This is a genomic window from Paenarthrobacter sp. A20 (assembly GCF_024168825.1).
Classification (GTDB): domain Bacteria; phylum Actinomycetota; class Actinomycetes; order Actinomycetales; family Micrococcaceae; genus Arthrobacter.
On sequence record NZ_JALJWH010000001.1, the window covers coordinates 3,988,781 to 4,011,031 of the forward strand.

At 63.0% G+C, this 22,251-nt stretch carries 23 protein-coding genes and 1 riboswitch; of the genes, 3 read left to right on the top strand and 20 right to left on the bottom strand.

What is annotated here, in order from left to right; all coding sequences use genetic code 11:
* Positions 1 to 55: 55 nt before the first annotated feature.
* From dprA to J3D46_RS18610, 15 genes are all read right to left on the bottom strand, one after another.
* Positions 56 to 1,288: a DNA-processing protein DprA gene (gene dprA, locus J3D46_RS18540; RefSeq protein ID WP_253468436.1), complete on the bottom strand. Its 1,233-nt coding sequence runs from the start codon at positions 1,286 to 1,288 to the stop codon at positions 56 to 58.
* Entirely contained in the window at positions 1,285 to 2,826 is a 1,542-nt protein-coding gene (locus J3D46_RS18545) for a YifB family Mg chelatase-like AAA ATPase (RefSeq protein ID WP_231343160.1), read from the bottom strand. The genes dprA and J3D46_RS18545 overlap by 4 nt, the downstream gene beginning before the upstream one ends.
* Entirely contained in the window at positions 2,827 to 3,192 is a 366-nt protein-coding gene (locus J3D46_RS18550; protein WP_253468438.1) for a YraN family protein, read from the bottom strand. It abuts the gene before it with no gap.
* Between the two features lie 103 nt (positions 3,193 to 3,295).
* A complete protein-coding gene (locus J3D46_RS18555) occupies positions 3,296 to 3,640 on the bottom strand; it encodes a DUF2469 domain-containing protein (protein WP_090818960.1) in 345 nt (114 codons plus the stop codon).
* A gap of 78 nt (positions 3,641 to 3,718) precedes the next feature.
* The gene (locus tag J3D46_RS18560) at positions 3,719 to 4,489 is read right to left on the bottom strand and encodes a ribonuclease HII (protein ID WP_253468439.1); all 771 of its coding nucleotides are present in this window, start codon (positions 4,487 to 4,489) and stop codon (positions 3,719 to 3,721) included.
* Positions 4,489 to 5,367 carry a signal peptidase I gene (gene lepB, locus J3D46_RS18565; RefSeq protein ID WP_253468441.1) on the bottom strand — a complete coding sequence of 293 codons (879 nt, stop codon included), beginning with the start codon at positions 5,365 to 5,367 and terminating at the stop codon, positions 4,489 to 4,491. Before lepB (J3D46_RS18565) ends, J3D46_RS18560 begins: the two co-directional genes overlap by 1 nt.
* Entirely contained in the window at positions 5,368 to 6,042 is a 675-nt protein-coding gene (lepB, locus tag J3D46_RS18570; protein WP_231343169.1) for a signal peptidase I, read from the bottom strand.
* 80 nt (positions 6,043 to 6,122) lie between these two features.
* On the bottom strand, positions 6,123 to 6,476 hold the full coding sequence (rplS, locus tag J3D46_RS18575) for a 50S ribosomal protein L19 (protein WP_090818948.1): 354 nt from the start codon (positions 6,474 to 6,476) through the stop codon (positions 6,123 to 6,125).
* 265 nt (positions 6,477 to 6,741) lie between these two features.
* On the bottom strand, positions 6,742 to 7,542 hold the full coding sequence (gene trmD, locus J3D46_RS18580) for a tRNA (guanosine(37)-N1)-methyltransferase TrmD (protein ID WP_253468444.1): 801 nt from the start codon (positions 7,540 to 7,542) through the stop codon (positions 6,742 to 6,744).
* Positions 7,543 to 8,097: a ribosome maturation factor RimM gene (gene rimM, locus J3D46_RS18585; RefSeq protein WP_231343175.1), complete on the bottom strand. Its 555-nt coding sequence runs from the start codon at positions 8,095 to 8,097 to the stop codon at positions 7,543 to 7,545.
* A 129-nt stretch (positions 8,098 to 8,226) separates the two neighbouring features.
* Positions 8,227 to 8,469 (bottom strand): RNA-binding protein, encoded by a 243-nt coding sequence (locus J3D46_RS18590; protein ID WP_011775119.1) that lies wholly within the window; start codon positions 8,467 to 8,469, stop codon positions 8,227 to 8,229.
* A 1-nt stretch (position 8,470) separates the two neighbouring features.
* Positions 8,471 to 8,890: a 30S ribosomal protein S16 gene (gene rpsP / locus J3D46_RS18595; RefSeq protein WP_017199647.1), complete on the bottom strand. Its 420-nt coding sequence runs from the start codon at positions 8,888 to 8,890 to the stop codon at positions 8,471 to 8,473.
* Positions 8,891 to 9,127: 237 nt separating this feature from the next.
* Positions 9,128 to 9,565: a hypothetical protein gene (locus J3D46_RS18600; RefSeq protein WP_253468446.1), complete on the bottom strand. Its 438-nt coding sequence runs from the start codon at positions 9,563 to 9,565 to the stop codon at positions 9,128 to 9,130.
* Positions 9,566 to 9,672: 107 nt separating this feature from the next.
* On the bottom strand, positions 9,673 to 10,545 hold the full coding sequence (locus J3D46_RS18605; RefSeq protein WP_253468448.1) for a VOC family protein: 873 nt from the start codon (positions 10,543 to 10,545) through the stop codon (positions 9,673 to 9,675).
* Positions 10,546 to 10,622: 77 nt separating this feature from the next.
* Positions 10,623 to 11,705 (bottom strand): amidohydrolase family protein, encoded by a 1,083-nt coding sequence (locus J3D46_RS18610; RefSeq protein ID WP_253468450.1) that lies wholly within the window; start codon positions 11,703 to 11,705, stop codon positions 10,623 to 10,625.
* Positions 11,706 to 11,789: 84 nt separating this feature from the next.
* Positions 11,790 to 11,897: riboswitch (TPP riboswitch) on the top strand.
* Between J3D46_RS18610 and thiC the strand changes: the two genes are divergently transcribed.
* On the top strand, positions 11,893 to 13,782 hold the full coding sequence (thiC, locus tag J3D46_RS18615; RefSeq protein ID WP_253468451.1) for a phosphomethylpyrimidine synthase ThiC: 1,890 nt from the start codon (positions 11,893 to 11,895) through the stop codon (positions 13,780 to 13,782). It overlaps the preceding riboswitch by 5 nt.
* Here the strand turns inward: thiC and J3D46_RS18620 are convergent.
* Positions 13,765 to 14,487: an alpha/beta fold hydrolase gene (locus J3D46_RS18620; protein WP_231343444.1), complete on the bottom strand. Its 723-nt coding sequence runs from the start codon at positions 14,485 to 14,487 to the stop codon at positions 13,765 to 13,767. The genes thiC and J3D46_RS18620 overlap by 18 nt on opposite strands.
* Before the next feature lie 69 nt (positions 14,488 to 14,556).
* Positions 14,557 to 16,137: a signal recognition particle protein gene (gene ffh / locus J3D46_RS18625; RefSeq protein WP_231343445.1), complete on the bottom strand. Its 1,581-nt coding sequence runs from the start codon at positions 16,135 to 16,137 to the stop codon at positions 14,557 to 14,559.
* A gap of 30 nt (positions 16,138 to 16,167) precedes the next feature.
* Between ffh and J3D46_RS18630 the strand changes: the two genes are divergently transcribed.
* On the top strand, positions 16,168 to 17,688 hold the full coding sequence (locus J3D46_RS18630) for a glucose-6-phosphate dehydrogenase (protein WP_231343446.1): 1,521 nt from the start codon (positions 16,168 to 16,170) through the stop codon (positions 17,686 to 17,688).
* Positions 17,689 to 17,825: 137 nt separating this feature from the next.
* On the opposite strand, the gene J3D46_RS18635 is transcribed toward J3D46_RS18630, so the two are convergent.
* Together J3D46_RS18635 and J3D46_RS18640 are read right to left on the bottom strand one after the other, a co-directional pair.
* The gene (locus tag J3D46_RS18635; protein WP_017199639.1) at positions 17,826 to 18,164 is read right to left on the bottom strand and encodes a P-II family nitrogen regulator; all 339 of its coding nucleotides are present in this window, start codon (positions 18,162 to 18,164) and stop codon (positions 17,826 to 17,828) included.
* Positions 18,161 to 19,489: an ammonium transporter gene (locus tag J3D46_RS18640; RefSeq protein ID WP_253468452.1), complete on the bottom strand. Its 1,329-nt coding sequence runs from the start codon at positions 19,487 to 19,489 to the stop codon at positions 18,161 to 18,163. The genes J3D46_RS18635 and J3D46_RS18640 overlap by 4 nt, the downstream gene beginning before the upstream one ends.
* 252 nt (positions 19,490 to 19,741) lie before the next feature.
* On the opposite strand from J3D46_RS18640, the gene J3D46_RS18645 reads away from it, so the two are divergent.
* Entirely contained in the window at positions 19,742 to 20,962 is a 1,221-nt protein-coding gene (locus J3D46_RS18645; protein ID WP_253468453.1) for an MFS transporter, read from the top strand.
* Between the two features lie 66 nt (positions 20,963 to 21,028).
* Here the strand turns inward: J3D46_RS18645 and ftsY are convergent, their stop codons facing one another.
* The gene (gene ftsY / locus J3D46_RS18650) at positions 21,029 to 22,234 is read right to left on the bottom strand and encodes a signal recognition particle-docking protein FtsY (RefSeq protein ID WP_159702305.1); all 1,206 of its coding nucleotides are present in this window, start codon (positions 22,232 to 22,234) and stop codon (positions 21,029 to 21,031) included.
* Positions 22,235 to 22,251: the final 17 nt, after the last annotated feature.

The window sequence follows — 22,251 nt, forward strand, 5'->3', positions numbered from 1 at the left end:
AACTGTGCCAGCATCCGGCAAGAACAAGGCGTATCAACATGATCTTCCGGACCGCCTATGTGTTCTTGTCCCTTTTCCAGGCGCCTCGTTCCGATCGGGCCAACCCCATCAGTCCCAGTCGGCCGAGGCCCGCGCGCACGGCATCCACGCTGAGGCCTGCCACCACTGCCAGTTTCTCCACCGAGCTCGTGGAACGGACCGGCAAAGCGTCGAGGAGGAGAAGGTCCTCCAGGGCCAGGCCGTCATGCACTGCCGCATCAGTACTCCTTTCCTCACTGGTGGATTCGCCCATTCCGCCGGCAAGCTCCGCGATCTCGCCTACGTCCGTGACACAAACAGCGCCACCATCCCGGAGCAGGCGGTGGCAGCCTGCGGAGTTGGCGCTGTGAATGGACCCCGGAACTGTTGCAACAACCCTGCCGATGGATTCAGCATGATTGGCTGTATTGAGGGCGCCGGAACGCCAGCGCGCCTCCACCACCACGGTGACTGACGCCAAGGCAGCGATGATCCGATTTCTTTGCAGGAACCTGTAGCGGGTTGGCGCGGACCCGGGGGGAACCTCTGAGATCACAGCCCCTTGGGTGGAGACCGCCCTGAGGAGGTCGTCGTTGCCCGAAGGATAGAATCGGTCCACTCCCCCGGCCATGACGGCTATGGTGGGCAGGTCTGAGGCCCCTCCGCTGAGCGCCCCGCGATGTGCATGGGCGTCGATGCCATAAGCTCCGCCCGAGACCACCGTGTAACCACGCTGCGCCAATCCATAGGCGAAGTCTCCAGTGACGGAGGCCCCGTAGCTTGTGCTGTCCCTCGATCCCACGAGGGCGATCATTCGACGGGCAGCGGGCAGGGGTTGCTCCTGGCCCCTCCACCACAGGCAAAGCGGCTCCTGGAGCCCAAGGTCCCCTAATTGCTCCGGCCACAGCCCATCTCCCGGAACGATCAACCGGCCACCGAGCCGGCGCATGGTTTCAAGGTCACGGTCCGGGGCAAGGTCGCTGACACGTGGCGCCCATCGCCGGAGGCTGGCTGGAAGCCCTGCCCACGAGGCCGGACCTCCTTCGTCAACGAGCAGGGCGGATATCTCCTGCTCCAGACGCGGACCTGCTGCCAGCTCCCCGGTTGCCACCCCCAAGGCGTCGATGGGCCCAACGGCCCGCACCAGTGCGAGCCCCACGGAGTCCTGGGGCTCCATGAGGCGCGCAAGGGCTGCCCTGGCAATCCTTTCCTTGTCCTGCTTCTCCACTGCGGCCACTTCCATCGTTCCCTTCGTGTCGCTATTGCTCATGGTGCGGCCGCCGCCTGGCGGAGCCCGAGGGCTTGGCCAATGTGGTCAATATCCGGAGTCTCGCTGTGTCCCAGGTCTGCCAGTGTCCATGCCAGCCTGAGCACGCGATCGTAGCCTCGAGCGGTCAGGGCGCCCCGTTCCAGCGCGGTGTCCAGAATGCGCGTTGTTCCGGCAGGTAGCCGCAAGTCACCCCTCAAGGTCCGTCCCGGTACCTGCGAGTTGGTTTCCAGCCCCAAAGGCTGCAGTCGCTCGTACTGTCGCAACCTGGCAGCCAGAACCCGGGCGGCCACGGTGCCGGTATCCTCTTCCGTGCCTGCATTCCCGAAATCAGCCAAGGAAACCCGTTCAACCTGTAGCTGGATGTCCACGCGATCCAACAGGGGACCCGAAATCCGACCGAAGTACCGGCGGCGCATCATGGCAGTGCAGGTGCAATCCATGCCTTTGCCGGATGCCTTGCCGCACGGGCAGGGGTTGGCTGCCAGGACGAGCTGAAAACGTGCCGGGTATGCTGCCGTTCCCGCCGAACGATGAATGACCAGTTCCCCGCTCTCCAAGGGCTGCCGTAAGGCATCGAGGACCCGGCGCTCATACTCCGGGGCCTCATCAAGGAACAACACGCCGCGATGCGCCCGCGAAGCTGCCCCCGGCCGGGGAAGCCCTGACCCACCTCCGATGATTGCTGCTGCGGTGGCACTGTGATGTGGATTCTCGAAAGGAGGCCTGCGTACCAAGCGGACGGCCGAGGACTGCACCGCAGCCAAGGAGCGGATGGCCGTGACTTCCATTGCAGCCGTGTCTGCCAGGTTCGGGAGCAACCCTGGCAAACGCTCGGCCAGCATTGTCTTTCCGGCCCCGGGCGGCCCGGTCAGAAGCATGTGGTGTCCACCCGCGGCCGCTACCTCAAGTGCGCGGCGTGCCTCGCCTTGCCCGGATACGTCGCAAAGATCCGGGACGATGCACGCGGCGTCGGTCTCCTCATCCGGGGCATCCACGTTCGGAGGGTCGTACTCGAGCGCGAGCTCCTTGGGGTCTGCGCCGAAGTCGAAGGCGAGGCGGGCAAGCGTCTTGTAGCCGCGAACCTTGGCACCGGGGACCAGTGACGCCTCAGCGGCGTTGGACTCTGCCACTACGACATCCGGGTAGCCGGCCTGGACGGCCGCCATTACCGCGGGAAGGATGCCCCTGACCGGCCTTAGCCTGCCATCCAAACCCAGCTCCGCAATGAAGACAGTCCCTCCAATGGAGCGGATATCGTTCGCCGCGCAAAGAACTGACATAGCGATGGCGAGGTCAAAGCCCGACCCCCGTTTTGGAAGGGACGCCGGTATCAGGTTGGCTGTGATCTTGCGCCGGCTCAGGGGTATCCCGGAGTTTTGGGCTGCAGATCGGATTCGCTCCTTGGCCTCGTTGAGGGCTGCGTCCGGTAGCCCCAGGATCACGAAATTCGGCAGGGTCTGGCCTATATCGGCTTCTACCTCCACGATGTAGCCGTTGAGGCCAACCAAGGCAACACAGTAGCTGCGTCCCACCCCCATTCAGCCCACGCCCCGCAGGTGTTCAAGCTCAGGCTCGCCCACGCCGTTATCTATGACCGACACGACGTCGACCCGCCTGCGCGGCGCACTTAGCTCGTGTTCCCGGCACCACGACGATGCCAGCCGGTGGAGCCGGGCCAGCTTGGCAGTCCCCACCGCTTCAAACGGATGCCCATAGTCCAGGCTCCGGCGGGTCTTGACTTCGGCCACCACCAAGGTGTCGCCATCGATCGCAACGATGTCGATCTCACCCTCTGCGCATCGCCAGTTCCTATCAACGATCCGCATCCCCTGGTTCTCCAGGAATCCGGCCGCCAGCGCCTCGCCGTTTCGGCCCAGCAAGTCTTTTGCTCTCATGAGAATCACCTCCGCTGACCAGTTTTCAGGCTGGTGCAGGCGGGCGGCAGGGCCTCACGATGCTATGTGGGTAACCCGGTGGGATCAGTACTGTGGAGGAACAGTGGTGGAGCTAGTTGCCAAGATCTCCGAGGTCGCCGAGGCCGCCATCCTTCGGCAGCGACAACTCTTCGCTACGGGGCAGCTCTTCGACATTGACATCCTTGAAGGTGATCACCCGGACGTTTTTCACGAAACGGGCCGAACGGTATACATCCCACACCCAGGCGTCCTGCAGAGTCAGGTCGAAGTAGACTTCGCCGTCCGCGCTGCGGGCCTGAAGGTCCACATGATTGGCCAGGTAGAACCGCCGCTCGGTTTCCACGACGTAGCTGAACAGACCGACAACATCCCTGTATTCGCGGTAGAGCTGCAGCTCCATGTCGGTTTCATAGTTCTCAAGGTCCTCGGCGCTCATAGTTCCATCTTGCACTATCTGCAGGGCAGCCCGCGCCACCAAGGACGCCGGAGGAGCACGGCACTGTCCAGGCTGACGTCAGTCGGCTTGTGGCCCGGTCAGGTTCCAGCTGGTCCGGTGGTAGGCGCTGGGCCCTTGGAGCCGGATCACGTCCCTGTGCCCGGACGTGGCATAGCCTTTGTTTTCATTCCACCCGTAGGCGGGAACCTCCGAATGGAGATCCACCATGATGCGGTCACGGGCCACTTTGGCCAGGACACTGGCTGCGGCAACGCTGAGGCAACTCATGTCCGCTTTGACACGGGTATGTACCGGCGCCTCGCACCAAGGTCCAGTAGCGGGCGCATCAAAAAGGGAGGCTTGAAGGTCCGGCGAAAGCCAATTATGGCTGCCGTCCAGCAACACCACATCGGGAGTGATTCCGCCTGCCAGGATCTCAAACCACGCTCGTGTTCCCGCCAGCCGCAATGCAGCGATGATGCCGATCTCGTCAATTTCCCGCGAGGACGCATGCCCCACGGCCGAGGCCACAGCCCAGTCGCGGACCAGGGGTTCGAGCCTGTCCCGGTCTTCGGGCTTGAGCAGCTTGCTGTCCTTGACGTCGGCCAACAAGCCGTGGTCCTCAAGGTTGACCACAGCTATCCCCACGCTGACCGGACCTGCCAAGGCGCCACGGCCTACCTCGTCAACGCCGGCAAGCAAGCGTACTCCCGGCGAGAGGAAGGACCTTTCGATGTCAAGGGTGGGAAAGCCAACAGGGCTTTTGGCCTTTGTGGCCGGTTTGCTCTTCTTCTTGGCGAGGACCTTGACCTGCGTCTTGCCCTTGGGACCGGTAGCCGTTGTTGCCATTACTTTGCCGGGGTGCTCTCAGGGACGTCGCGGAAAACGTCCTGGTAATTGTCAAGAATTGTCCAGCGGTTGACCGGCCAGGCAATGACTGTGGCCTTGCCCTCGACGTCCTCGATGTTGACGAAGCCGCCGTTGGTTTCCTGGTGCGCCCTGGAATCTGCCGAATGGTTTCGGTTATCGCCCATCACCCAGACTTTGCCCTCCGGAACCACGATGTCGAACGGATTGGGCTGTGGTACTTCGGCCGGGTTGATATACGTTTCGTCCAAAGGCACACCATTGATGCTGACGCGTCCCTGGGCGTCACAGCACGAAACACGATCTCCGGGAAGTCCGATCACGCGCTTGACGAGGTGCTGTTCATTGTCATCGGCAGCCAAGCCCACAAACTCGAGGGCATCCCCCACCCAATCCAGCGGGCCTGCCGGCTTTTTGGCAACGGGGGTCAGCCAGTTCTGCGAGTCTTTGAAAACAACAACATCGCCATGCTGCAGAGCGAAGGGTTCTGGAACAAGGAGGTTGATGAAAATGCGGTCGTTGACATCCAACGTGCTTTCCATGGATTCCGATGGAATGTAGAAAGCCCGGAACAGGAATGTCTTCAAGAGGAAGGACAACACCAACGCGATAGCCACCACCGTGACGATCTCCTTGACCCAAACAAGCACCGGGTTCCTGCGAGGCCTCTCCACTGCATGGGCGCCGCCATTGGACACACGGGCCCCAGGATCGCCGCTGTCTCCACTGTTGCCGGGCGCGCTGGACGCGGCGTCGTCGGCCTGGCGGGGTTCCACCACACCGGCCGAGCTCGCCGTTCCGTCCGAGACCCGGGCGTCGTCGTCGTACCGCTCGGGGTTCTCTGGAGCCTTGTCCGGCATCTATTGTCCGTTCTTCGATGTTTCGGCCTGCGTAGAGCGAGGCATCTCTGCAAATCTATCAAGTGGCCAGATGATCTGGACGGGTCGGCCGATCACCCGTTCCACGGGAACCATCCCGCCACCCGGTGCGCCCAGCAACCCTCGGGAGTCGGCGGAACGCGAGCGGTGGTCGCCCATCAGCCATAGGCGTCCCTCAGGCACCACGACGTCGAACTTCTGCTTGCTGGGTTCATCTCCGGGATAGACATAGGGTTCCTCAACCGGCTGACCGTTGACTGTGAGAAGGCCGTTCGAATCGCAGCACTGAACGTGGTCCCCCGGCGTTCCGATCACCCGCTTGACGTAGATCGTTTCGCTTCCGGTCAGTCCGAACCATTGGCTGGCGGCCGATACTGCGTCGACAAACGGGCCCTTTCCGCTGCTCAGCGGGGCGAAGGAACCGCGGCCGTCGAATACCACGATGTCGCCGCGGCGTATCGGTTCGGTATTGAAGGCCGTCCGCGAGACCAGGATCCTGTCCCCTGTACCGAGCAGGGGTTCCATGGATTCAGAGGGAATGAAGTAGACATCCAGCCACAGGGAGCGGACCAACCCACTGATCGCGACCGCAAGCACCAGTGCGAGCAAAACAAAACGCCAGCCCTGTTTCCGGGGCTGGCGTTCTGTTGTGTCCATGACTCGTATCCCTGTTGCGTTGCGGATTGCTCCGGAACAACCGGGCACGAATCCTGGACCCGTTGCGTAAGTCGCAGGACCTACTTGGCGAAGTCGCGCTTTTCCTTGATCTTCGCAGCCTTACCGCGCAGTGCACGCATGTAGTAAAGCTTGGCGCGGCGGACGTCACCCTTGGTGACGACCTCGATCTTGTCGATGATCGGGGAGTGTACCGGGAAGGTACGCTCTACGCCGACACCGAAGGAAACCTTGCGCACGGTGAAGGTTTCGCGAACGCCGTCGCCCTGGCGGCCCAGGACGAAGCCCTGGAATACCTGGACACGGGAGTTCTTGCCTTCGATGATGTTGACGTGAACCTTGAGGGTGTCGCCCGCGCGGAACTCCGGAACATCGCTACGCAGCGAGGCTGCATCTACGCTATCGAGGATATGCATTAATCCACTCCTGGTGAACGCCACAGGTCATTCACTTTGGGTTACGGCGAACAAGCCCGGGGCACGAATGCCAGCCGGAAATTTCCGCCGAAGTTTCTTTGTGTCCGGCTCCACCACTGATTGGTGTCGCCGGGTTGTCCGACTGTTGGCTGAACTCCCCCTGTGGCAGGTGTCAGCCCAGCAGACACAAGGGTTAATTCTGCCACATGCGCACGCATCCGGCCAACTGCCGGACTCCCGGAATGTTCGACGCCGGCAGGCACCTTTAGTTTTCGGCGTCGCCACCAGGCCGGGCGCGCAGGCGGCCGTCAACAACCGCGTACCCGAGGTCCGCGAGGGCGTTGCGGTCAGCGCGGCTCAGCGTACCGGCGTCGAACCCTTCCAGAAGGTCAGGCCGGCGTTCCGCGGTGCGACGGAACTGTTCGTGGCGTCGCCACTGGGCAATCTTGCCGTGGTTGCCGCTGAGAAGGATGGCAGGGACCTCATGGTCCCGCCACGCTGATGGCTTTGTGTAGACGGGGTACTCCAACAAACCGTCGGAGTGGGATTCCTCAACCAATGATTCGGGATTGCCGACCACTCCCGGAAGGAGGCGTCCAACGGCCTCCACCATGGCCAGGACGGCTACTTCGCCGCCGTTGAGCACGTAGTCGCCCAAGCTGACCGGACGTACCGTGAAGTGATCATGAGCCCAATCAATAACGCGCTCATCGATGCCTTCGTAGCGACCACAGGCGAACACGAGATGGTCCTGCTCGGCGAGTTCATACGCCAGCGCCTGGTTGAACCGCTCGCCTGCCGGTGAAGGAACGATCAGAACGGGCTTGGAACCTTCACGGACAGTGGCAACCGATTCAAGGGCCTGCGCCCACGGTTCCGGCTTCATGACCATCCCGGCGCCACCGCCGTACGGGGTATCGTCAACCGTCCGATGCTTGTCCGTTGTAAAGGCGCGGAGGTCATGGACGTTCAGTTCCAGCAGGCCATCCTGGCGGGCCTTGCCTATGAGAGAGAGCTCAAGCGGGGCAAGGTAATCGGGGAAAATACTGACGACATCAATCCTCATTCAGGCATCATCCCCTGCGCCATCCTGGGGCTCCGATGTCGTTTCGTCGTTGACCTCAAAGAGGCCGGCCGGCGGCGTGATGAGGATGAATCCGTCCTCAATGTTGACCTCGGGCACGATTTCCTCCACGAACGGAACAAGGATTTCCTTGCCGTCGCCGGTCTTGACCATCAGCAAGTCCTGGACGGGCATGGTGTTCAGCGCGGCAACCTTGCCCACGACCTGCGAGCCAACCCGGGCTTCCAAGCCAACCAGTTCGTGCTCGTACCAGCCTTCGTCGTCGTCCTCGTCGTCGAGTTCTTCTGTTTCGATAAAGAGCTTCGCGCCACGGATGGCCTCGGCAGCATTGCGGTCGGCTATTTCCTCAAAGCCAAGAAGCAGGATGTCCTTGTTCCACCGGGCACTGCGGATGGTCAGCGGGCCGGCCGAGACCGGCTCCACGACGAATTCGGTTCCTGCGACAAATCGTTCCGAAGGCGCGTCGGTGAGTACCTGCACCGTGACCTCGCCGCGAATGCCGTGGGGTTTGCCGATCCGGGCCACCTGGAGCTGCATGGATTCCTCTGAATTCTTGTGTACCGTGCCGCCGGGCAGCCACGGTGATGAAATGGTGGATAAAGCAATCCGGCCCCTCCACCATATTCGGTGAAGGGGCCGGATCTAAGACAAGTAGTGCTGAGCGCGTTACCGGCGGCGGTCGGTGTCGACGACGTCGACCCTGACCTGCTCGCCACCTGCCAAGGCTGCAACCACAGTGCGCAATGCACGTGCGGTGCGTCCCTGACGGCCGATCACCCGTCCGAGGTCCTCCTGGTGAACACGCACCTCGAGGGATTCCCCGCGGCGGTTGTTCTTGGCACTGACCTTGACATCCTCAGGGCTGTCAACGATCCCGCGAACCAGGTGCTCGAGCGCTTCTGCCAGCAACTTACTCAGCCTCGGTGGTCTCTGCTTCAGCCTCGGCCGGAGCTTCGGCTTCGTCCTTCTTGGCCTTCTTGGTGATAGCTTCCGGGATGATGACGGAACCCTTCTCCGGGGCTACGAAGGCTTCCTTCGGAGCTTTGGTCTTCAGGGTGCCTTCCTGGCCCGGCAGGCCCTTGAACTTCTGCCAGTCACCGGTGATCTTGAGGATCGCGGCAACCTGCTCGGTCGGCTGGGCGCCAACGGAAAGCCAGTACTGGGCGCGCTCGGAAGCGACCTCGATGTACGACGGCTCTTCGGTGGGGTGGTACTTGCCGATTTCTTCGATGGCACGGCCGTCGCGCTTGGCGCGGGCATCCATGACGACAATGCGGTAGTACGGTGCGCGCATCTTACCGAAGCGCTTAAGGCGAATCTTTACGGCCACTTTTGTGGTCACTCCTGTTTCTGAAACGAGGTGAACCCGACGTTCTGCACCCGTGGGGCGGGCCATACTGGACGGTTCGAAGGACAAGATACGAGCACGGAGAGAGGGGCCGCACCGATCGAGTACCTGTCTATTGTGCCAGATGCCCGCAGTAAATACGACTTACGCCACGTGGTGCGGTGTGTTGTTGCTCACTCGCAGGATTGGAACGCTGCGTGCGACGTGGACTCGATGCCGCTATTCGGACCAGACGTACAGCCCGGTGCGCTCCACCTTTTCGACGTCCGTGGCCAAGGCGGCCAATTGCTGGACGTACTGGCGTGATTGGGCAGCGTCGAACGGCATGTCGTCCTGCGCAGCCCAGGCGGCAGCTACGTCGTCGAGAACATTGGCGTCACCTTCGCTCTCGTACGTCAACAGTTCGGCAAGCGCCCGCACCATGGCTTCAGGGACACCCAGGAGCGCATCACTGGTGACATCGACCAAGGCAAGCTCATAGTCAGCTCCGGCGGCATGGACCGCCTGGCCGGCCAAGTCACCCAGCTGCTCGACTTCAAAATCCGTGATGCCATCGATCCTGACGGCAGGACCCACCACATCCGCGCCCTTATCCAGGGCAGCTGCCCGCTTGAGTGCTTCGTCGTGGGTGGCTACAAAAATTTCGGCAAAGCCCATGGAAAGTACTCTCATTCCTTCGTGCTGACGGGGCGGCGGCACGCGAACCGAGTGGCTCCGCGCCGCCACTGACCAGCCTAGTGCAGCGGGGAGCCGCCAGTGGCGCCTCAGCGCACGGCGACGCGCAGCTTGTTGCTCCAGGGGTCGTCAAAGCGAAGCTCGGAACCGGTGTGATAATGCGCCACGCCTGCTACCTTGAGGCGATCCCCCAAGGCCGCCACGTCTTCCGCGGCGGGGACCTCGATCAGGACTTCGCCCAGGCCGAGCGTATCTTTCCGGGGGCCGGCGCCACGGCTGTTCCAAACGTTCATGGCCATGTGGTGGTGATAGCCGCCGGCTGAGACGAACAGCGCCTGGCCATGCCATCCAGCGGTGCGCTCGAAGCCCAGGGTCCCGACGTAGAACTGTTGCGCAGTCCCAACATCACCTACCTGCAGGTGCACATGCCCGATGTCGGCAGCCGCCTCGCGCTGTCCGGTCACGGCAGCTTCACTCAGGTGCTGCTGCAGGAACCGCTGGGGCGGGAGGGCAACATTGTCCATGACCACATTCTTGCCATCCCACTGCCACAGTTCGCGGGGCTTGTCGTAGTAGAGCTCAATGCCATTGCCCTCGGGGTCGGTGAAGTAGAACGCCTCGCTGACGAGGTGGTCGGCACTGCCCGCAAAGGCGCGGGGCTCATACTCGGCCGCGGTGGCGATGGTCGCCGCCAGCGAAGGCTGGTCCTGGAACAGGATGGCCGTGTGGAACAGGCCGGCTTCGCCGCGCCCGGGAATCTGCAGGCCGGAGGCCGGAGCCAGATGGACCACAGGCTTTCCGACACGCCCCAGATACAGTCCGCCATCCTGTTCGGCAACCACCTCCAGGCCCAGGGCGCGCTGGTAGTAGTCGCTCATGACCTTCATGTCGCCCACCTTGAGCATGACGGTGCCCATGGTGAGTTCGGCAGGCAGAAGATCCTGGCTGATTGGTCTGGTCATGTGAAGCTCCCGTTTCTGAGGTTGCCGCGCATCGGCACCTTCTACTTCTATAAATTACTTGAAGCTTCAATTTATTCCTAACGGACAGTGATGCCCCGGAGGACGATGTGCTTGAGTTCCGATACAGTCTCCGGATGGCGCCTGGGATCGGCACTGCACAGGACGACGTCGGCACCCGCCCCCTCGCTGATCCCCTCCACCCCCAGCCACTTCCGGGCACCCCACGCCGCAGCGTTCAGGACTGCCGCCGGCGGCAGGCCGGCGTCGTGCAGTTCCCGCATTTCATCCGCAATCCGGCCGTGCTTGATCACGCTGCCCGCATCTGTTCCCGCATAGATGGAGACCCCCGCCTCAAAGGCCTCCAGCACACGCTCGCGCCTACGCTCCCACAGGCGCATCATATGGTCCGCGTACTCCGGAAACTTTGGCGCTGCCTGCGCGGCGATATCCGGGAAGGTGGCGATGTTGACCAGGGTGGGCACGATGGGCACCGACTGTTCCACCAAACGCGGAATGTGCCGCGGCAAGAGGCCAGTGGCGTGTTCGATGCAGTCGATGCCGGCATCGAGCATGTCATCGATCGTGTTCTCGGCGAAGCAATGGGCCGTCACCCGGGCACCTTCGTCGTGGGCAGCTGAGATGGCATCCTTGACGATCTTTGCCGGAAAGGACGCGGCGAGGTCGCCGACGCCGCGATCGATCCAGTCGCCCACAAGTTTCACCCAGCCGTCGCCGTCGCGCGCTTCCTTGCGCACGGTCTCCACGAGCTGCTCCGGTTCAATTTCGTGGCCCAGGCCACGGAGGTAGCGCCGGCTCCTGGCAATGTGCCGTCCTGCCCTGATCAGGCGGGGCAAGTCTGTCCGCTGCTGAACCCAGCGGGTGTCGCCGGGTGATCCACAATCACGGATCAGCAGCGTTCCGGCGTCGAGGTCGGCCTGCGCCTGCGCCAAGGTTGCCTGCTCGTCAACCGCGCCGCCTGCGCCGAGCCCGATGTGGCAGTGGGCATCAACGAAGCCCGGCAGGACCCAGCCATCCAGTACCCGGTCCGGAGGGGCCGTGGGGCGTTCGAAGGAAAGGACTCCGTCAACAGACCACATCCCTTGGCGCTCTTCGTCCGCCGAGACGAGTACAGGTCCGCTGAATTCGATGATGTTGGCCATTGCAAAAGCCTAGTCCGCCGCACTGCTTTCGGAGCTGGTGCGTTCATGTGACTGGGTGCCCGTTGGGAGCTGTGGTAGCTTCGTCTACGACCACACGGGGGCCCCTGCAGGGGCTGAGATCGGACTGACGCAGTCTGCGACCGTTGAACCTGTCCGGGTAATGCCGGCGAAGGAAGTGAGTAATCCTTTGAGCACCACCGAAACACAGCACAGCCCTGTCCAAAATCGTTCCAACGCAGGCCAAAATCGTTCCAACGCAGGCCAGAACCAGGCCGGTAACGGCTTGGAATCAGCGGAACCCGTCACGCAATCGCTGAAGTCCCATTCATTGGCGTGGCTGGAAGATCCCGACAACGGGATCCGCGTGCCGATAACCGAGATTTCGCTGGAGCCCTCCCCCAGTGGGCAGGCAAATACGCCGTTGCAGGTGTACCGAACCGCGGGTCCGGGCAGCGATCCTGTGGTGGGACTGGAGCCGTTCCGCGCACCATGGATCCAAGGCCGGGCAGACACCGAACCATACTCCGGGCGCGAACGGAACCTGCTCGACGACGGCAAGTCCGCGGTCCGGCGCGGTGCGGCGTCAGCGGAGTGGAAGGGCGCGCAACCGGTGCCCCGCCGCGCCGTCGAGGGCAAGACCGTCACCCAAATGCACTACGCGAAAAAGGGCGTTGTGACGCCGGAGATGCAGTTCGTCGCGCTGCGGGAGAACTGCGATGTTGAACTGGTCCGCGGCGAGGTCGCCGCAGGCCGGGCCATCATCCCCAACAACATCAACCACCCTGAATCCGAACCGATGATCATCGGCAAGGCCTTCCTGGTCAAGATCAACGCAAACATCGGAAACTCGGCCGTGACCAGCTCCATCGCCGAAGAAGTGGACAAGCTGCAATGGGCCGCCCAATGGGGCGCTGATACCGTCATGGACCTCTCCACGGGAGATGACATCCACACCACCCGCGAATGGATCATCCGCAACTCCCCTGTTCCGATCGGCACAGTCCCGATCTACCAGGCGCTCGAAAAGGTCAACGGCGAGGCCAACAAACTGACATGGGAAATCTTCCGCGACACAGTGATCGAGCAATGCGAGCAGGGCGTGGACTACATGACCATCCATGCAGGGGTGCTCCTGCGGTATGTGCCACTCACAGCCAACAGGGTCACAGGCATCGTTTCGCGCGGCGGTTCGATCATGGCCGGCTGGTGCCTGGCACACCATCAGGAAAACTTCCTCTACACCCACTTTGACGAGTTGTGCGAAATCTTCGCCCAGTACGACGTCTCGTTCTCGTTGGGCGACGGCCTGCGCCCCGGATCCATTGCCGACGCAAACGACGCCGCCCAGTTTGCAGAACTGGACACGCTCGCGGAGCTGACGCAACGCGCGTGGGAGTTCGACGTCCAGGTCATGGTGGAAGGCCCCGGCCACGTTCCATTCCACCTGGTCCGCGAGAATGTGGAGCGGCAACAGGAACTCTGCAAGGGTGCCCCGTTCTACACGCTCGGCCCCCTGGTCACCGACATCGCCCCCGGCTACGACCACATCACCTCGGCGATCGGTGCGACCGAAATCGCCCGGTACGGCACAGCCATGCTCTGTTACGTGACCCCAAAAGAGCACCTCGGCCTGCCAAACAAGGACGACGTCAAGACCGGGGTTATCACCTACAAGATCGCCGCCCACGCAGCCGACCTCGCCAAGGGCCACCCTGGTGCGCATGAACGCGACGATGCCCTGTCCAAGGCACGCTTCGAGTTCCGCTGGCGGGACCAGTTTGCCCTTTCCCTGGACCCTGTGACGGCCGAAGCCTTCCACGACGAAACATTGCCGGCCGAACCGGCAAAGACAGCGCACTTCTGCTCGATGTGCGGCCCCAAGTTCTGCTCCATGCGCATCAGCCAGGACATCCGGGACGAATACGGTTCAGCCGAGTCCCAGGCGGCAATCGCAGGCATGTACGACGGCATGCGCGAGAAGAGCCAGGAGTTCCTGGCTTCGGGCGGGAAGGTGTACTTGCCGGAACTCCAGGTCCCTGCAAGCCAAGGCACCACCAGCTCAGGAAGCCTGAACTGACATAGCCCTTCCGACGTCCGCGATAAAGGAGCGGATGGCCCGGTCCCCTTCAGGTGAATCCTGGGGCCGGTGTCCTCCCGCTGCCACGCGGCGGAGGGCACCGGTGTCCTGCAGGTATGCCGCGATTTCCTCGTAGAGGGGTTCCCACCCACCGGTGAGGACCAACGTGGGAACGCCCGGAACGATGTGGAGCGGCGCCTCCCATGGAGGCGCTTGCAGCCTCAGCCGGCGGGCGGAGCGGCGGGCTTCGGGACTGTCCAAACCTCCGGTTTCGGCAGAGAACGCCCGGCGGTAGAACTCACGCTGGTAGTCGGCGTCGTTGAGCTGGTTCCTGACGTCGAACAGCGGTTCCATCAGTGCCCGATGGGATCCCGTCGCCGGAAGTTCGGCCGTCAACGACAAACAGGCGGGCTCCACCAGGGTGAGCGAGTGCACCAGATCAGGGCGTTCGATGGCTGCGAGCATGGCGGAGATGGCACCTTGCTCGTGAGCCACGATGTGGCCGCCGCCCGAATCATCCAGTGCGTTGATCACAATTGCGACGTCGGCCGCCACACTGGATTCCACGGGTTCGGCATTGGCATCAAAGCCGTGGCGCCGAAGGAACAGTGCGTCATAGGCCAGGGCCATGCCATGTTGCCTCGGCCATGCCGCAGCGCCGAACGTGCCCAGGCCGTGAACGAAGACTACGCGCTGCTTCTGCATTGGTTCAGCCTATTCCACGGCTCCGACATCCCAAGGGGCCGGAAATCCCGGCTCCTTGGGAAGCAATATCTACTTTCCGAGGAACTTGTCGAAGCCCTTGGGAAGATTCAGCGACGCCGGGTCGAAGTCCGCGGCGCCCTGTCCGAAAGCGGCACCCGTGGGTGCGGCCGAAGCGGCATTGGCCCGTTTGGCCTCGGCATCACGCAGTTCCTGCGCTGCCTTTGCAGGGTTGCCGGAACGGGCCTTCTTCTTGGGGGCGTTCTTACCGTTCTTGCGGCCGCCGCCGGGGCCACCCAACCCGGGCATTCCCGGCATGCCTGGCATGCCGCCGCCTTGAGCCAGTTTTTTCATCATCTTCTGGGCCTGGGCGAAACGCTCCAGCAGTCCGTTGACCTCTGAAACGTGGACGCCTGAACCCCTGGCGATTCGGGCGCGGCGTGAGCCGTTGATGATCTTGGGAGCAACACGCTCGTGCGGAGTCATGGAGCGGACGATTGCCTCGACGCGGTCGATCTCTTTTTCGTCGAAATTCTCAAGCTGCTGACGGATGTTCTGCGCACCCGGCATCATCATGAGCATCTTCTTCATGGAGCCCATGTTGCGGATCTGCTGCATCTGGGCGAGGAAGTCGTCCAGGGTGAAGTCTTCCTGGTCGGCGAACTTCTTCGCCATCCTGGCCGCTTCGTCCTTGTCCCAGGCCTTTTCAGCCTGTTCGATCAGGGTGAGGACGTCACCCATGTCCAGGATGCGCGAAGCCATACGGTCCGGGTGGAAGAGCTCAAAGTCGTCGAGGCCTTCACCGGTGGACGCAAACATGACCGGCTTACCGGTAACGGATGCAACCGACAGCGCGGCACCGCCGCGGGCGTCGCCGTCGAGCTTGGACAACACGATGCCCGTGAAATTGACGCCTTCGTCGAAGGCCATCGCCGTGTTGACGGCATCCTGGCCGATCATGGAGTCGATCACGAAGAGGACTTCGTTGGGGATGATCGCCTGACGGATGCGTCGGGCCTGGTCCATCATTTCGGCGTCGACGCCGAGACGGCCGGCTGTATCGACGATGACGACGTCGTGCAGCTTCTGGCGGGCTTCCTCGACGCCGGCCTTGGCTACGGCCACCGGATCGCCGGCGGGGTGCTCAAGTTCGGAGGTTGCGCCCGGGTGCGGAGCGAACACCGGGACACCGGCGCGCTGGCCAACAACCTGGAGCTGCGTGACAGCGTTGGGGCGCTGGAGGTCGCAAGCTACCAGCAGGGGGCTGTGGCCCTGCGCCTTGAGCCACTTGGACAGCTTGCCGGCGAGGGTGGTCTTACCGGCACCTTGGAGGCCTGCGAGCATGATGATGGTGGGCCCGGTCTTGGCCAGGCGGATACGTCGTGTCTCGCCGCCGAGGATCTCCTTGAGTTCCTCGTTGACGATCTTCACGATCTGCTGGCTCGGGTTCAACGCTCCCGAGACCTCGGCGCCCAGGGCGCGTTCGCGGATACGGCCGGTGAACTCGCGGACCACGGACACCGCAACATCCGCGTCCAGCAGGGCGCGGCGAATCTCCCGGACAGTGGCATCGACATCAGCCTCGGTGAGGCGGCCCTTGCCACGGAGGTTCTTGAAGGTTGCTGTCAACCGGTCAGAGAGTGAATTGAACACGCGCCGTGCACTTCTTTCGATGGTCTACGAATGGCGGCCAATGCGGCACACCAGAGTCTTGACGATTCTTGCCCCGGCAAATACGACTCAACTACGGGACTCGACTATCTAGGGTACCAAGTCGCACCTGCAAGATGGCATGCTGGCACAGTGACCAGCAAAACAACTGTAAAAACGTTGCTCATCCTCGGCGCGTCCGGGGACCTCACCGGCAGGCTGCTCCTGCCTGGACTGGCCGGACTGTTGGCTTCAGGGCGGGCTCCAGGTCTCCGTTTGGTGGGCGCGGGATCCGATCCCTGGTCTCCGGAGCAATGGAGGCAAAGGGTTAACGGCGCCTTCGAGGCCGCATCAAAAACAGCCGACACCGCCGGGCGTGCCGCTTTGGCCGCCGTTGCCGAAGGCACCGAATACCAGCAGGTTGATGTCACGGCCGACGGTCCATTGGCCGATCTGCTGGCACGCCTTCAGGGTCCGGTTGCCATCTACTTCGCTTTGCCACCGCATGTCAGCCAGAAAGCCTGCGAGGTACTCCATCCCGAACAAATGCCAGCCGGGACGCGGTTGGTCATGGAGAAGCCATTCGGGTCGGGTACCGAATCCGCACACGAGCTGAACAGGACCTTGGCCGCATTGGTCCCCGAGGACCACATCCACCGCGTGGACCACTTCCTGGGCAAGGCAACGGTGCTCAACATCCTGGGCCTTCGCTTCGCCAACAGGTTCCTTGAGCCGGTCTGGAACCGCGAACACATCGAGAAGGTGGAGGTCATTTTCGACGAGGACCTCGCCCTTGAGGGCAGGGCCCGATACTACGACACAGCCGGGGCTCTTCGGGACATGATCCAGAGCCACCTCCTCCACATCATGGCGTTCCTCGCCATTGATGCTCCCGCCACCATCGAGGAACGGGACCTTCGTGACGCAGTGGCCACCGTCTTGCGGGCAAGCAGCGTCAAGGCCCCGTACGTCGATTCCACGCGACGAGCCCGCTACACAGCGGGAACACTCGGCGAAAGGACCGTGCCGGACTACGCTGCCGAGGAGGGCGTGGACCCGTCACGAAACACCGAAACCCTTGCAGAAGTGCGCGTGGACATCGACAACTGGCGTTGGAAGGGCGTCCCCTTCATCCTGCGCTCCGGCAAGGCCATGGGGCGCAGGCGCAAGGAGGCCGTTATCACCTTCCGCCCTGTCCCCCACCTTCCCAAGGGCTTCTCGGGCGTGGACTCTCCCAACCAACTGCGGATCGGCTTTGGTCCGGACCTGCTGCAGCTCGACGTCGATGTGAACGGCCCCGGCGACATTTTCACGCTGGACCGAACCACCCTGGTGGCCGAACTCAACGAACCCGGAATGCTGCCCTACGGAGAAGTCCTCGAAGGCATCCTGACCGGCGACCCCCTCCTGTCAGTTCGGGGCGACACTGCCGAGGATTGCTGGAGGATCGTCGAGCCGGTCCTCCGCGCCTGGGAAAGCGGCGACGTCCCTCTGGACGAGTACGACGCCGGCAGCGAGGGGCCCGCGGACTGGCCCACCGCCGTCGTGGACTAAAGACAGTCCTGGACTAACGACGATTGGTGACCAGCGAGGGCTGGTGACTGAGCACAGCGGCGACACAACAGCGGGCCGGGTACCTTAACTGGTACCCGGCCCGCTGTGCTGTGTCGGAAATAAGATCCGGTCAGAACCTAGATCGCGGCTGCGCCGCGCTCACCGGTCCGGACCCGTACTGCTTCGTAGACATCCACGGTCCACACCTTGCCGTCACCGGCGCGGCCAGTGTTGGAGCTGGCGATGAGGACATCCAGGATGTCGTCTGCCTGCTCATCCGTGGCGAGGACCTCGATGCGGATCTTGGGCAGCAGATCCACGTTGTATTCTGCTCCGCGATACACCTCGGTGTATCCGCGCTGGCGGCCGTAGCCGCTGGCCGCGCTGACCGTCAGGCCCTGGACCCCGTATGCTTCGAGGCCTTCCCGGACCGCTTCAAGCTTCTCGGGACGGACGATCGCTGTGATGAGCTTCATGCCTGGACACTCTCCTTGCCTTCTGCGGGGGCCTTGGCTGCTGCTGTCTCCGACTTTCCAGTCATGGCCTCGTGCAGCGGCTGGAAGCTGCCACCGTGACCGTTGACTCCGAATTCGTAGGCCGTCTCAGCGTGGAGGCTGAGGTCGACGCCAACGTTCTCCTGCTCCGTGGAGACCCGGAAGCCCATGGTCTTGTGGATGGCGAAGGCGATGATGGCCGTCATGATGGCCGAGAAAGCGATGGCGATGCCTGCTGCTGCGAGCTGGGCCCACATCTGGGTCATGCCGCCGCCGTAGAAGAGGCCGCCGCCCACACCGTCGGTGGGAAGGGCGATGAAGCCCAGTGCCACGGTGCCGATGATGCCGGATACCAGGTGGACGCCTACAACATCCAGGGAGTCATCGAAGCCCCAGCGGAACTTGAGGCCGACTGCCAGGGCCGAGGCTACACCGGCAACCACGCCGAGGCCCAGGGCGCCGACAGGGCTGACGTTGGCACAAGCGGGGGTGATGGCCACGAGGCCGGCAACCACACCGGATGCTGCGCCGAGGGAGGTCGGGTGTCCGTCACGGATGCGTTCAGTGATGAGCCAGCCGATCATGGCCGCTGCGGGAGCTGCGAGGGTGTTGATCCAGATCAGGCCGCCCTGTTCGGCGGTGGTTGCTGCACCACCGTTGAAGCCGAACCAGCCGAACCACAGGATTGCTGCGCCGAGCATGACGAACGGGATGTTGTGCGGGCGGTGGTTCGGGTCCTTGCCGAAGCCACGGCGGTTGCCGATGATGAGAACCAGGACGAGTGCCGCCACACCGGCGTTGATGTGCACTACAGTGCCGCCGGCGAAGTCGATGGCCGGGCCGAGGGCCTTGCCGATTGCACCTTCAGGACCGAACAGTCCGCCGCCCCAAACCATGTAGGCCAGCGGGCAGTAGACGAGGGTGACCCAGACCGGAACAAAGATGCTCCAGGCGCCGAACTTGGCGCGGTCGGCGATTGCGCCACTGATCAGCGCAACCGTGATGATGGCGAAGGTGGCCGCGTAGCCAACCTTGATGAGGCCATCAGGAGTATTGATGCCTTCGAGGCCGAAGGTGGCGAACGGGTTGCCCACGATTTCCATGAAGCCTTCGCCGGAGCTCATTGACGCGCCCCACAGCACCCAGACAACGCCGACGATGCCGATGGAGATGAAGCTCATCATCATCATGTTCAGGGCTGCCTTGGCGCGTGTCATGCCGCCGTAGAAGAATGCCAGACCGGGTGTCATGAACAGCACAAGCGCGGCTGCCACCATGACCCATACGTGACCTGCGGTAAGTTCCATGGTGCACGTTCCTCTCTTGCTAGATCTGCGGTTCAACCGCTGTCCTGACGCCGTTTGCGTCCTGCTTAAGAGTTTTGTGCCGCCGTGTTTCACCTGCGCGGGTTTTATATTGCGCGCCGGTTACAACAACCTCCCCAACGTAAATGGTGCATATCTGCGATGTTACGGATATGTTTCAGGCGTCAGACTTCACCGGAAATACCCAGCTTTTGACCAGATGAGCCCCGAACCACCTTGAAGGACCAACCCCGTATGACCCAGTCGCCCAGATCCGTCAAAGCTCCAAGGGTCCGGCAGGAGAAAACACCCTTGCCCCGCGATATCAAGGTGATGTTGGCTGCGGCGTTCCTGATCGCGCTGGGCTTTGGCCTCGTGGCGCCGGTCCTGCCGCAATTCGCCACGACGTTCGACGTCGGCGCTACCGCCGCCGCCGTGATCGTCAGCATCTTCGCCTTCATGAGGCTCGTGTTTGCCCCGGCGGGAGGAGCCCTGATAGGACGGTTCGGCGAGCGGAATGTCTACGTTTCAGGCCTGCTGATCGTAGCGGTGTCTACTGCGGCATGCGCCTTCGCCCAGGACTACTGGCAGCTGCTGATCTTCCGCGGCCTCGGTGGCGCCGGCTCCGTCATGTTTACGGTTGCTGCCATGGGCTTGCTCATCCGGTTGGCTCCCCCGGAGCGGCGCGGGAGGGTCTCCGGTGCCTACGCTTCGGCTTTCCTGATCGGGAGCGTGCTGGGACCGGTAGTAGGCGGTTTGCTGGCAGGCTTCGGCCTCCGCGTGCCTTTCCTTGCCTACGCCGGCGCCCTGCTGGTGGCAGCCTTGGTGGTCCGGACCATGCTGAGCGGCGAGGGCAATGCGGCCGAAGATGCTGCGACGGCACCAGCCATGACCTTGAAGGAAGCACTGACCGACTCTGCCTACCGGGCCGCGGTGTTCTCGAGTTTCGGCAACGGCTGGGTAACCTTCGGCGTCCGCATGGCCACGATCCCGCTGTTCGCAGTGGCCGTCCTGCAGTCGAAGCCGGAAACTGCCGCGTGGGCATTGGCCATCTTTGCCGTGGGCAACGCCACTGCCCTGACCTTTTCCGGGCGTTTGGCTGATGCCTGGGGACGCAAGCCCCTGCTCATCCCTGGCCTGGTCATCACCGGCCTGGCCACCGGCGTCATTGGCTTGACCACGGATTTGCCGGCATTCCTCATTGCGTCCGCAGTGGCAGGATTCGGCTCAGGTTTGTTGGGTCCGGCGCAGCAGGCCGCCGTCGCCGATGTCATTGGCCGGGGACGCTCCGGGGGCAAGGTGCTGGCGGTCTTCCAGATGGCGGCGGACACCGGGGCCATCATTGGCCCCGTCGTGGCAGGCCTGCTTGCCGACCGCCTGGGCTATGGCTGGGCCTTCGGCATCACAGGCGGCGTACTCCTCCTCACGGCAGCAGGCTGGTCGCTGGCACGCGAACCCCTTAAACCCAAAAACTGACTGGCATTTGTGGTTGCTTCGAGGACTCAGGACAACCACAAATGCCAGCCAGTTTTGTGCGGAGTGCTAGTTGAGCAGCGCGTCCACAAAGGCTTCGGCGTCGAACGGCGCGAGGTCATCCGGGCCTTCGCCCAAGCCGATCAGCTTAACAGGGACACCCAACGACTTCTGGATGGCGACAACGATGCCGCCCTTGGCTGTGCCATCAAGCTTGGTCAGCACGATGCCCGTGATATTGACAACCTCAGCGAACACACGGGCCTGGTTGAGGCCGTTCTGCCCTGTGGTGGCGTCCAGGACCAGCAGAACCTCATCCACTTCAGCCAGTTTCTCGATCACGCGCTTGACCTTGCCGAGCTCGTCCATCAGGCCGGTCTTGTTCTGCAGGCGCCCTGCAGTGTCCACCATGACCACATCGACTTCCTGGTCGATGCCGGCCTTCACGGCTTCGTAGGCAACCGAGGCGGGGTCGGCGCCGTCGATGTCCGACTTCACGGTGGGCACTCCAACGCGTTGTCCCCATGTGGCCAACTGCTCGGCGGCCGCGGCGCGGAAGGTGTCGGCTGCGCCCAACAGCACATCCTTGTCTTCGGCCACCAGGACGCGGGCAAGCTTGCCGACGGTGGTGGTCTTGCCGACGCCGTTGACACCGACAACAAGCACGACGGCGGGCCGGTCGCCCTTGCGTTCGACATTCAAGGAGCGATCCATATCGGGATCCACCAGCTTGATGAGTTCTTCGCGGAGCATGGCCTTGACGTCCTCGGGGCTACGGGTGCCGAGCACCTTGACACGCTCCCGCAAGGCCTCGACCAACTGCATGGTTGGTTCGGTGCCAAGGTCCGCCAGCAAGAGGGTTTCTTCAACCTCGTCCCACACGTTTTCGTCGATCTTGTCGCCGGACAACAAAGCCAGCAGCCCCTTGCCCAGGATGCTGTTGGATTTGACCAGGCGGGCGCGCAGGCGGGTCAGGCGACCCTCCACCGGTGCCGGCGTGTCAATGGCGATGGTTTCGAGCCCTGCGACGTCGTCAGGCACGTCAGTGCCTTCGACGGTTCCGTCAAACGTCGGCGCCGGCGCCTTGACCGAGTCCGGGCGGTCCTCCACCAGGGTTCCGCCGCTTGCTGCCGACGACTGCAGGGGATCGTTCGCATCCCGCGTCCCGGGGTACTTTGCCCCGGACTTCCGGGCCTTCAGCAGCACCGGCACGAGTCCGCCGACCACCACGAGCGCAGCGAGAATGGACAGAATTATGGGTAGGAAATCGTTCACACCCCTACCTTCTCATA

Coding starts and splice junctions, on each gene's coding strand:
- rimM (WP_231343175.1), bottom strand. CDS start 8,097: ATGCAGCTCCAGGTGGCCCGGATCGGCAAACCCCACGGCATTCGCGGC.
- trmD (WP_253468444.1), bottom strand. CDS start 7,542: ATGAGGATTGATGTCGTCAGTATTTTCCCCGATTACCTTGCCCCGCTT.
- J3D46_RS18610 (WP_253468450.1), bottom strand. CDS start 11,705: ATGGCCAACATCATCGAATTCAGCGGACCTGTACTCGTCTCGGCGGAC.
- lepB (WP_231343169.1), bottom strand. CDS start 6,042: ATGGACACAACAGAACGCCAGCCCCGGAAACAGGGCTGGCGTTTTGTT.
- J3D46_RS18605 (WP_253468448.1), bottom strand. CDS start 10,545: ATGACCAGACCAATCAGCCAGGATCTTCTGCCTGCCGAACTCACCATG.
- J3D46_RS18635 (WP_017199639.1), bottom strand. CDS start 18,164: ATGAAGCTCATCACAGCGATCGTCCGTCCCGAGAAGCTTGAAGCGGTC.
- dprA (WP_253468436.1), bottom strand. CDS start 1,288: ATGAGCAATAGCGACACGAAGGGAACGATGGAAGTGGCCGCAGTGGAG.
- lepB (WP_253468441.1), bottom strand. CDS start 5,367: ATGCCGGACAAGGCTCCAGAGAACCCCGAGCGGTACGACGACGACGCC.
- J3D46_RS18620 (WP_231343444.1), bottom strand. CDS start 14,487: ATGCAGAAGCAGCGCGTAGTCTTCGTTCACGGCCTGGGCACGTTCGGC.
- J3D46_RS18630 (WP_231343446.1), top strand. CDS start 16,168: ATGGCGGCCAATGCGGCACACCAGAGTCTTGACGATTCTTGCCCCGGC.
- rplS (WP_090818948.1), bottom strand. CDS start 6,476: ATGCATATCCTCGATAGCGTAGATGCAGCCTCGCTGCGTAGCGATGTT.
- J3D46_RS18560 (WP_253468439.1), bottom strand. CDS start 4,489: ATGGCAACAACGGCTACCGGTCCCAAGGGCAAGACGCAGGTCAAGGTC.
- J3D46_RS18640 (WP_253468452.1), bottom strand. CDS start 19,489: ATGGAACTTACCGCAGGTCACGTATGGGTCATGGTGGCAGCCGCGCTT.
- J3D46_RS18645 (WP_253468453.1), top strand. CDS start 19,742: ATGACCCAGTCGCCCAGATCCGTCAAAGCTCCAAGGGTCCGGCAGGAG.
- J3D46_RS18555 (WP_090818960.1), bottom strand. CDS start 3,640: ATGAGCGCCGAGGACCTTGAGAACTATGAAACCGACATGGAGCTGCAG.
- J3D46_RS18545 (WP_231343160.1), bottom strand. CDS start 2,826: ATGGGGGTGGGACGCAGCTACTGTGTTGCCTTGGTTGGCCTCAACGGC.
- J3D46_RS18600 (WP_253468446.1), bottom strand. CDS start 9,565: ATGGGCTTTGCCGAAATTTTTGTAGCCACCCACGACGAAGCACTCAAG.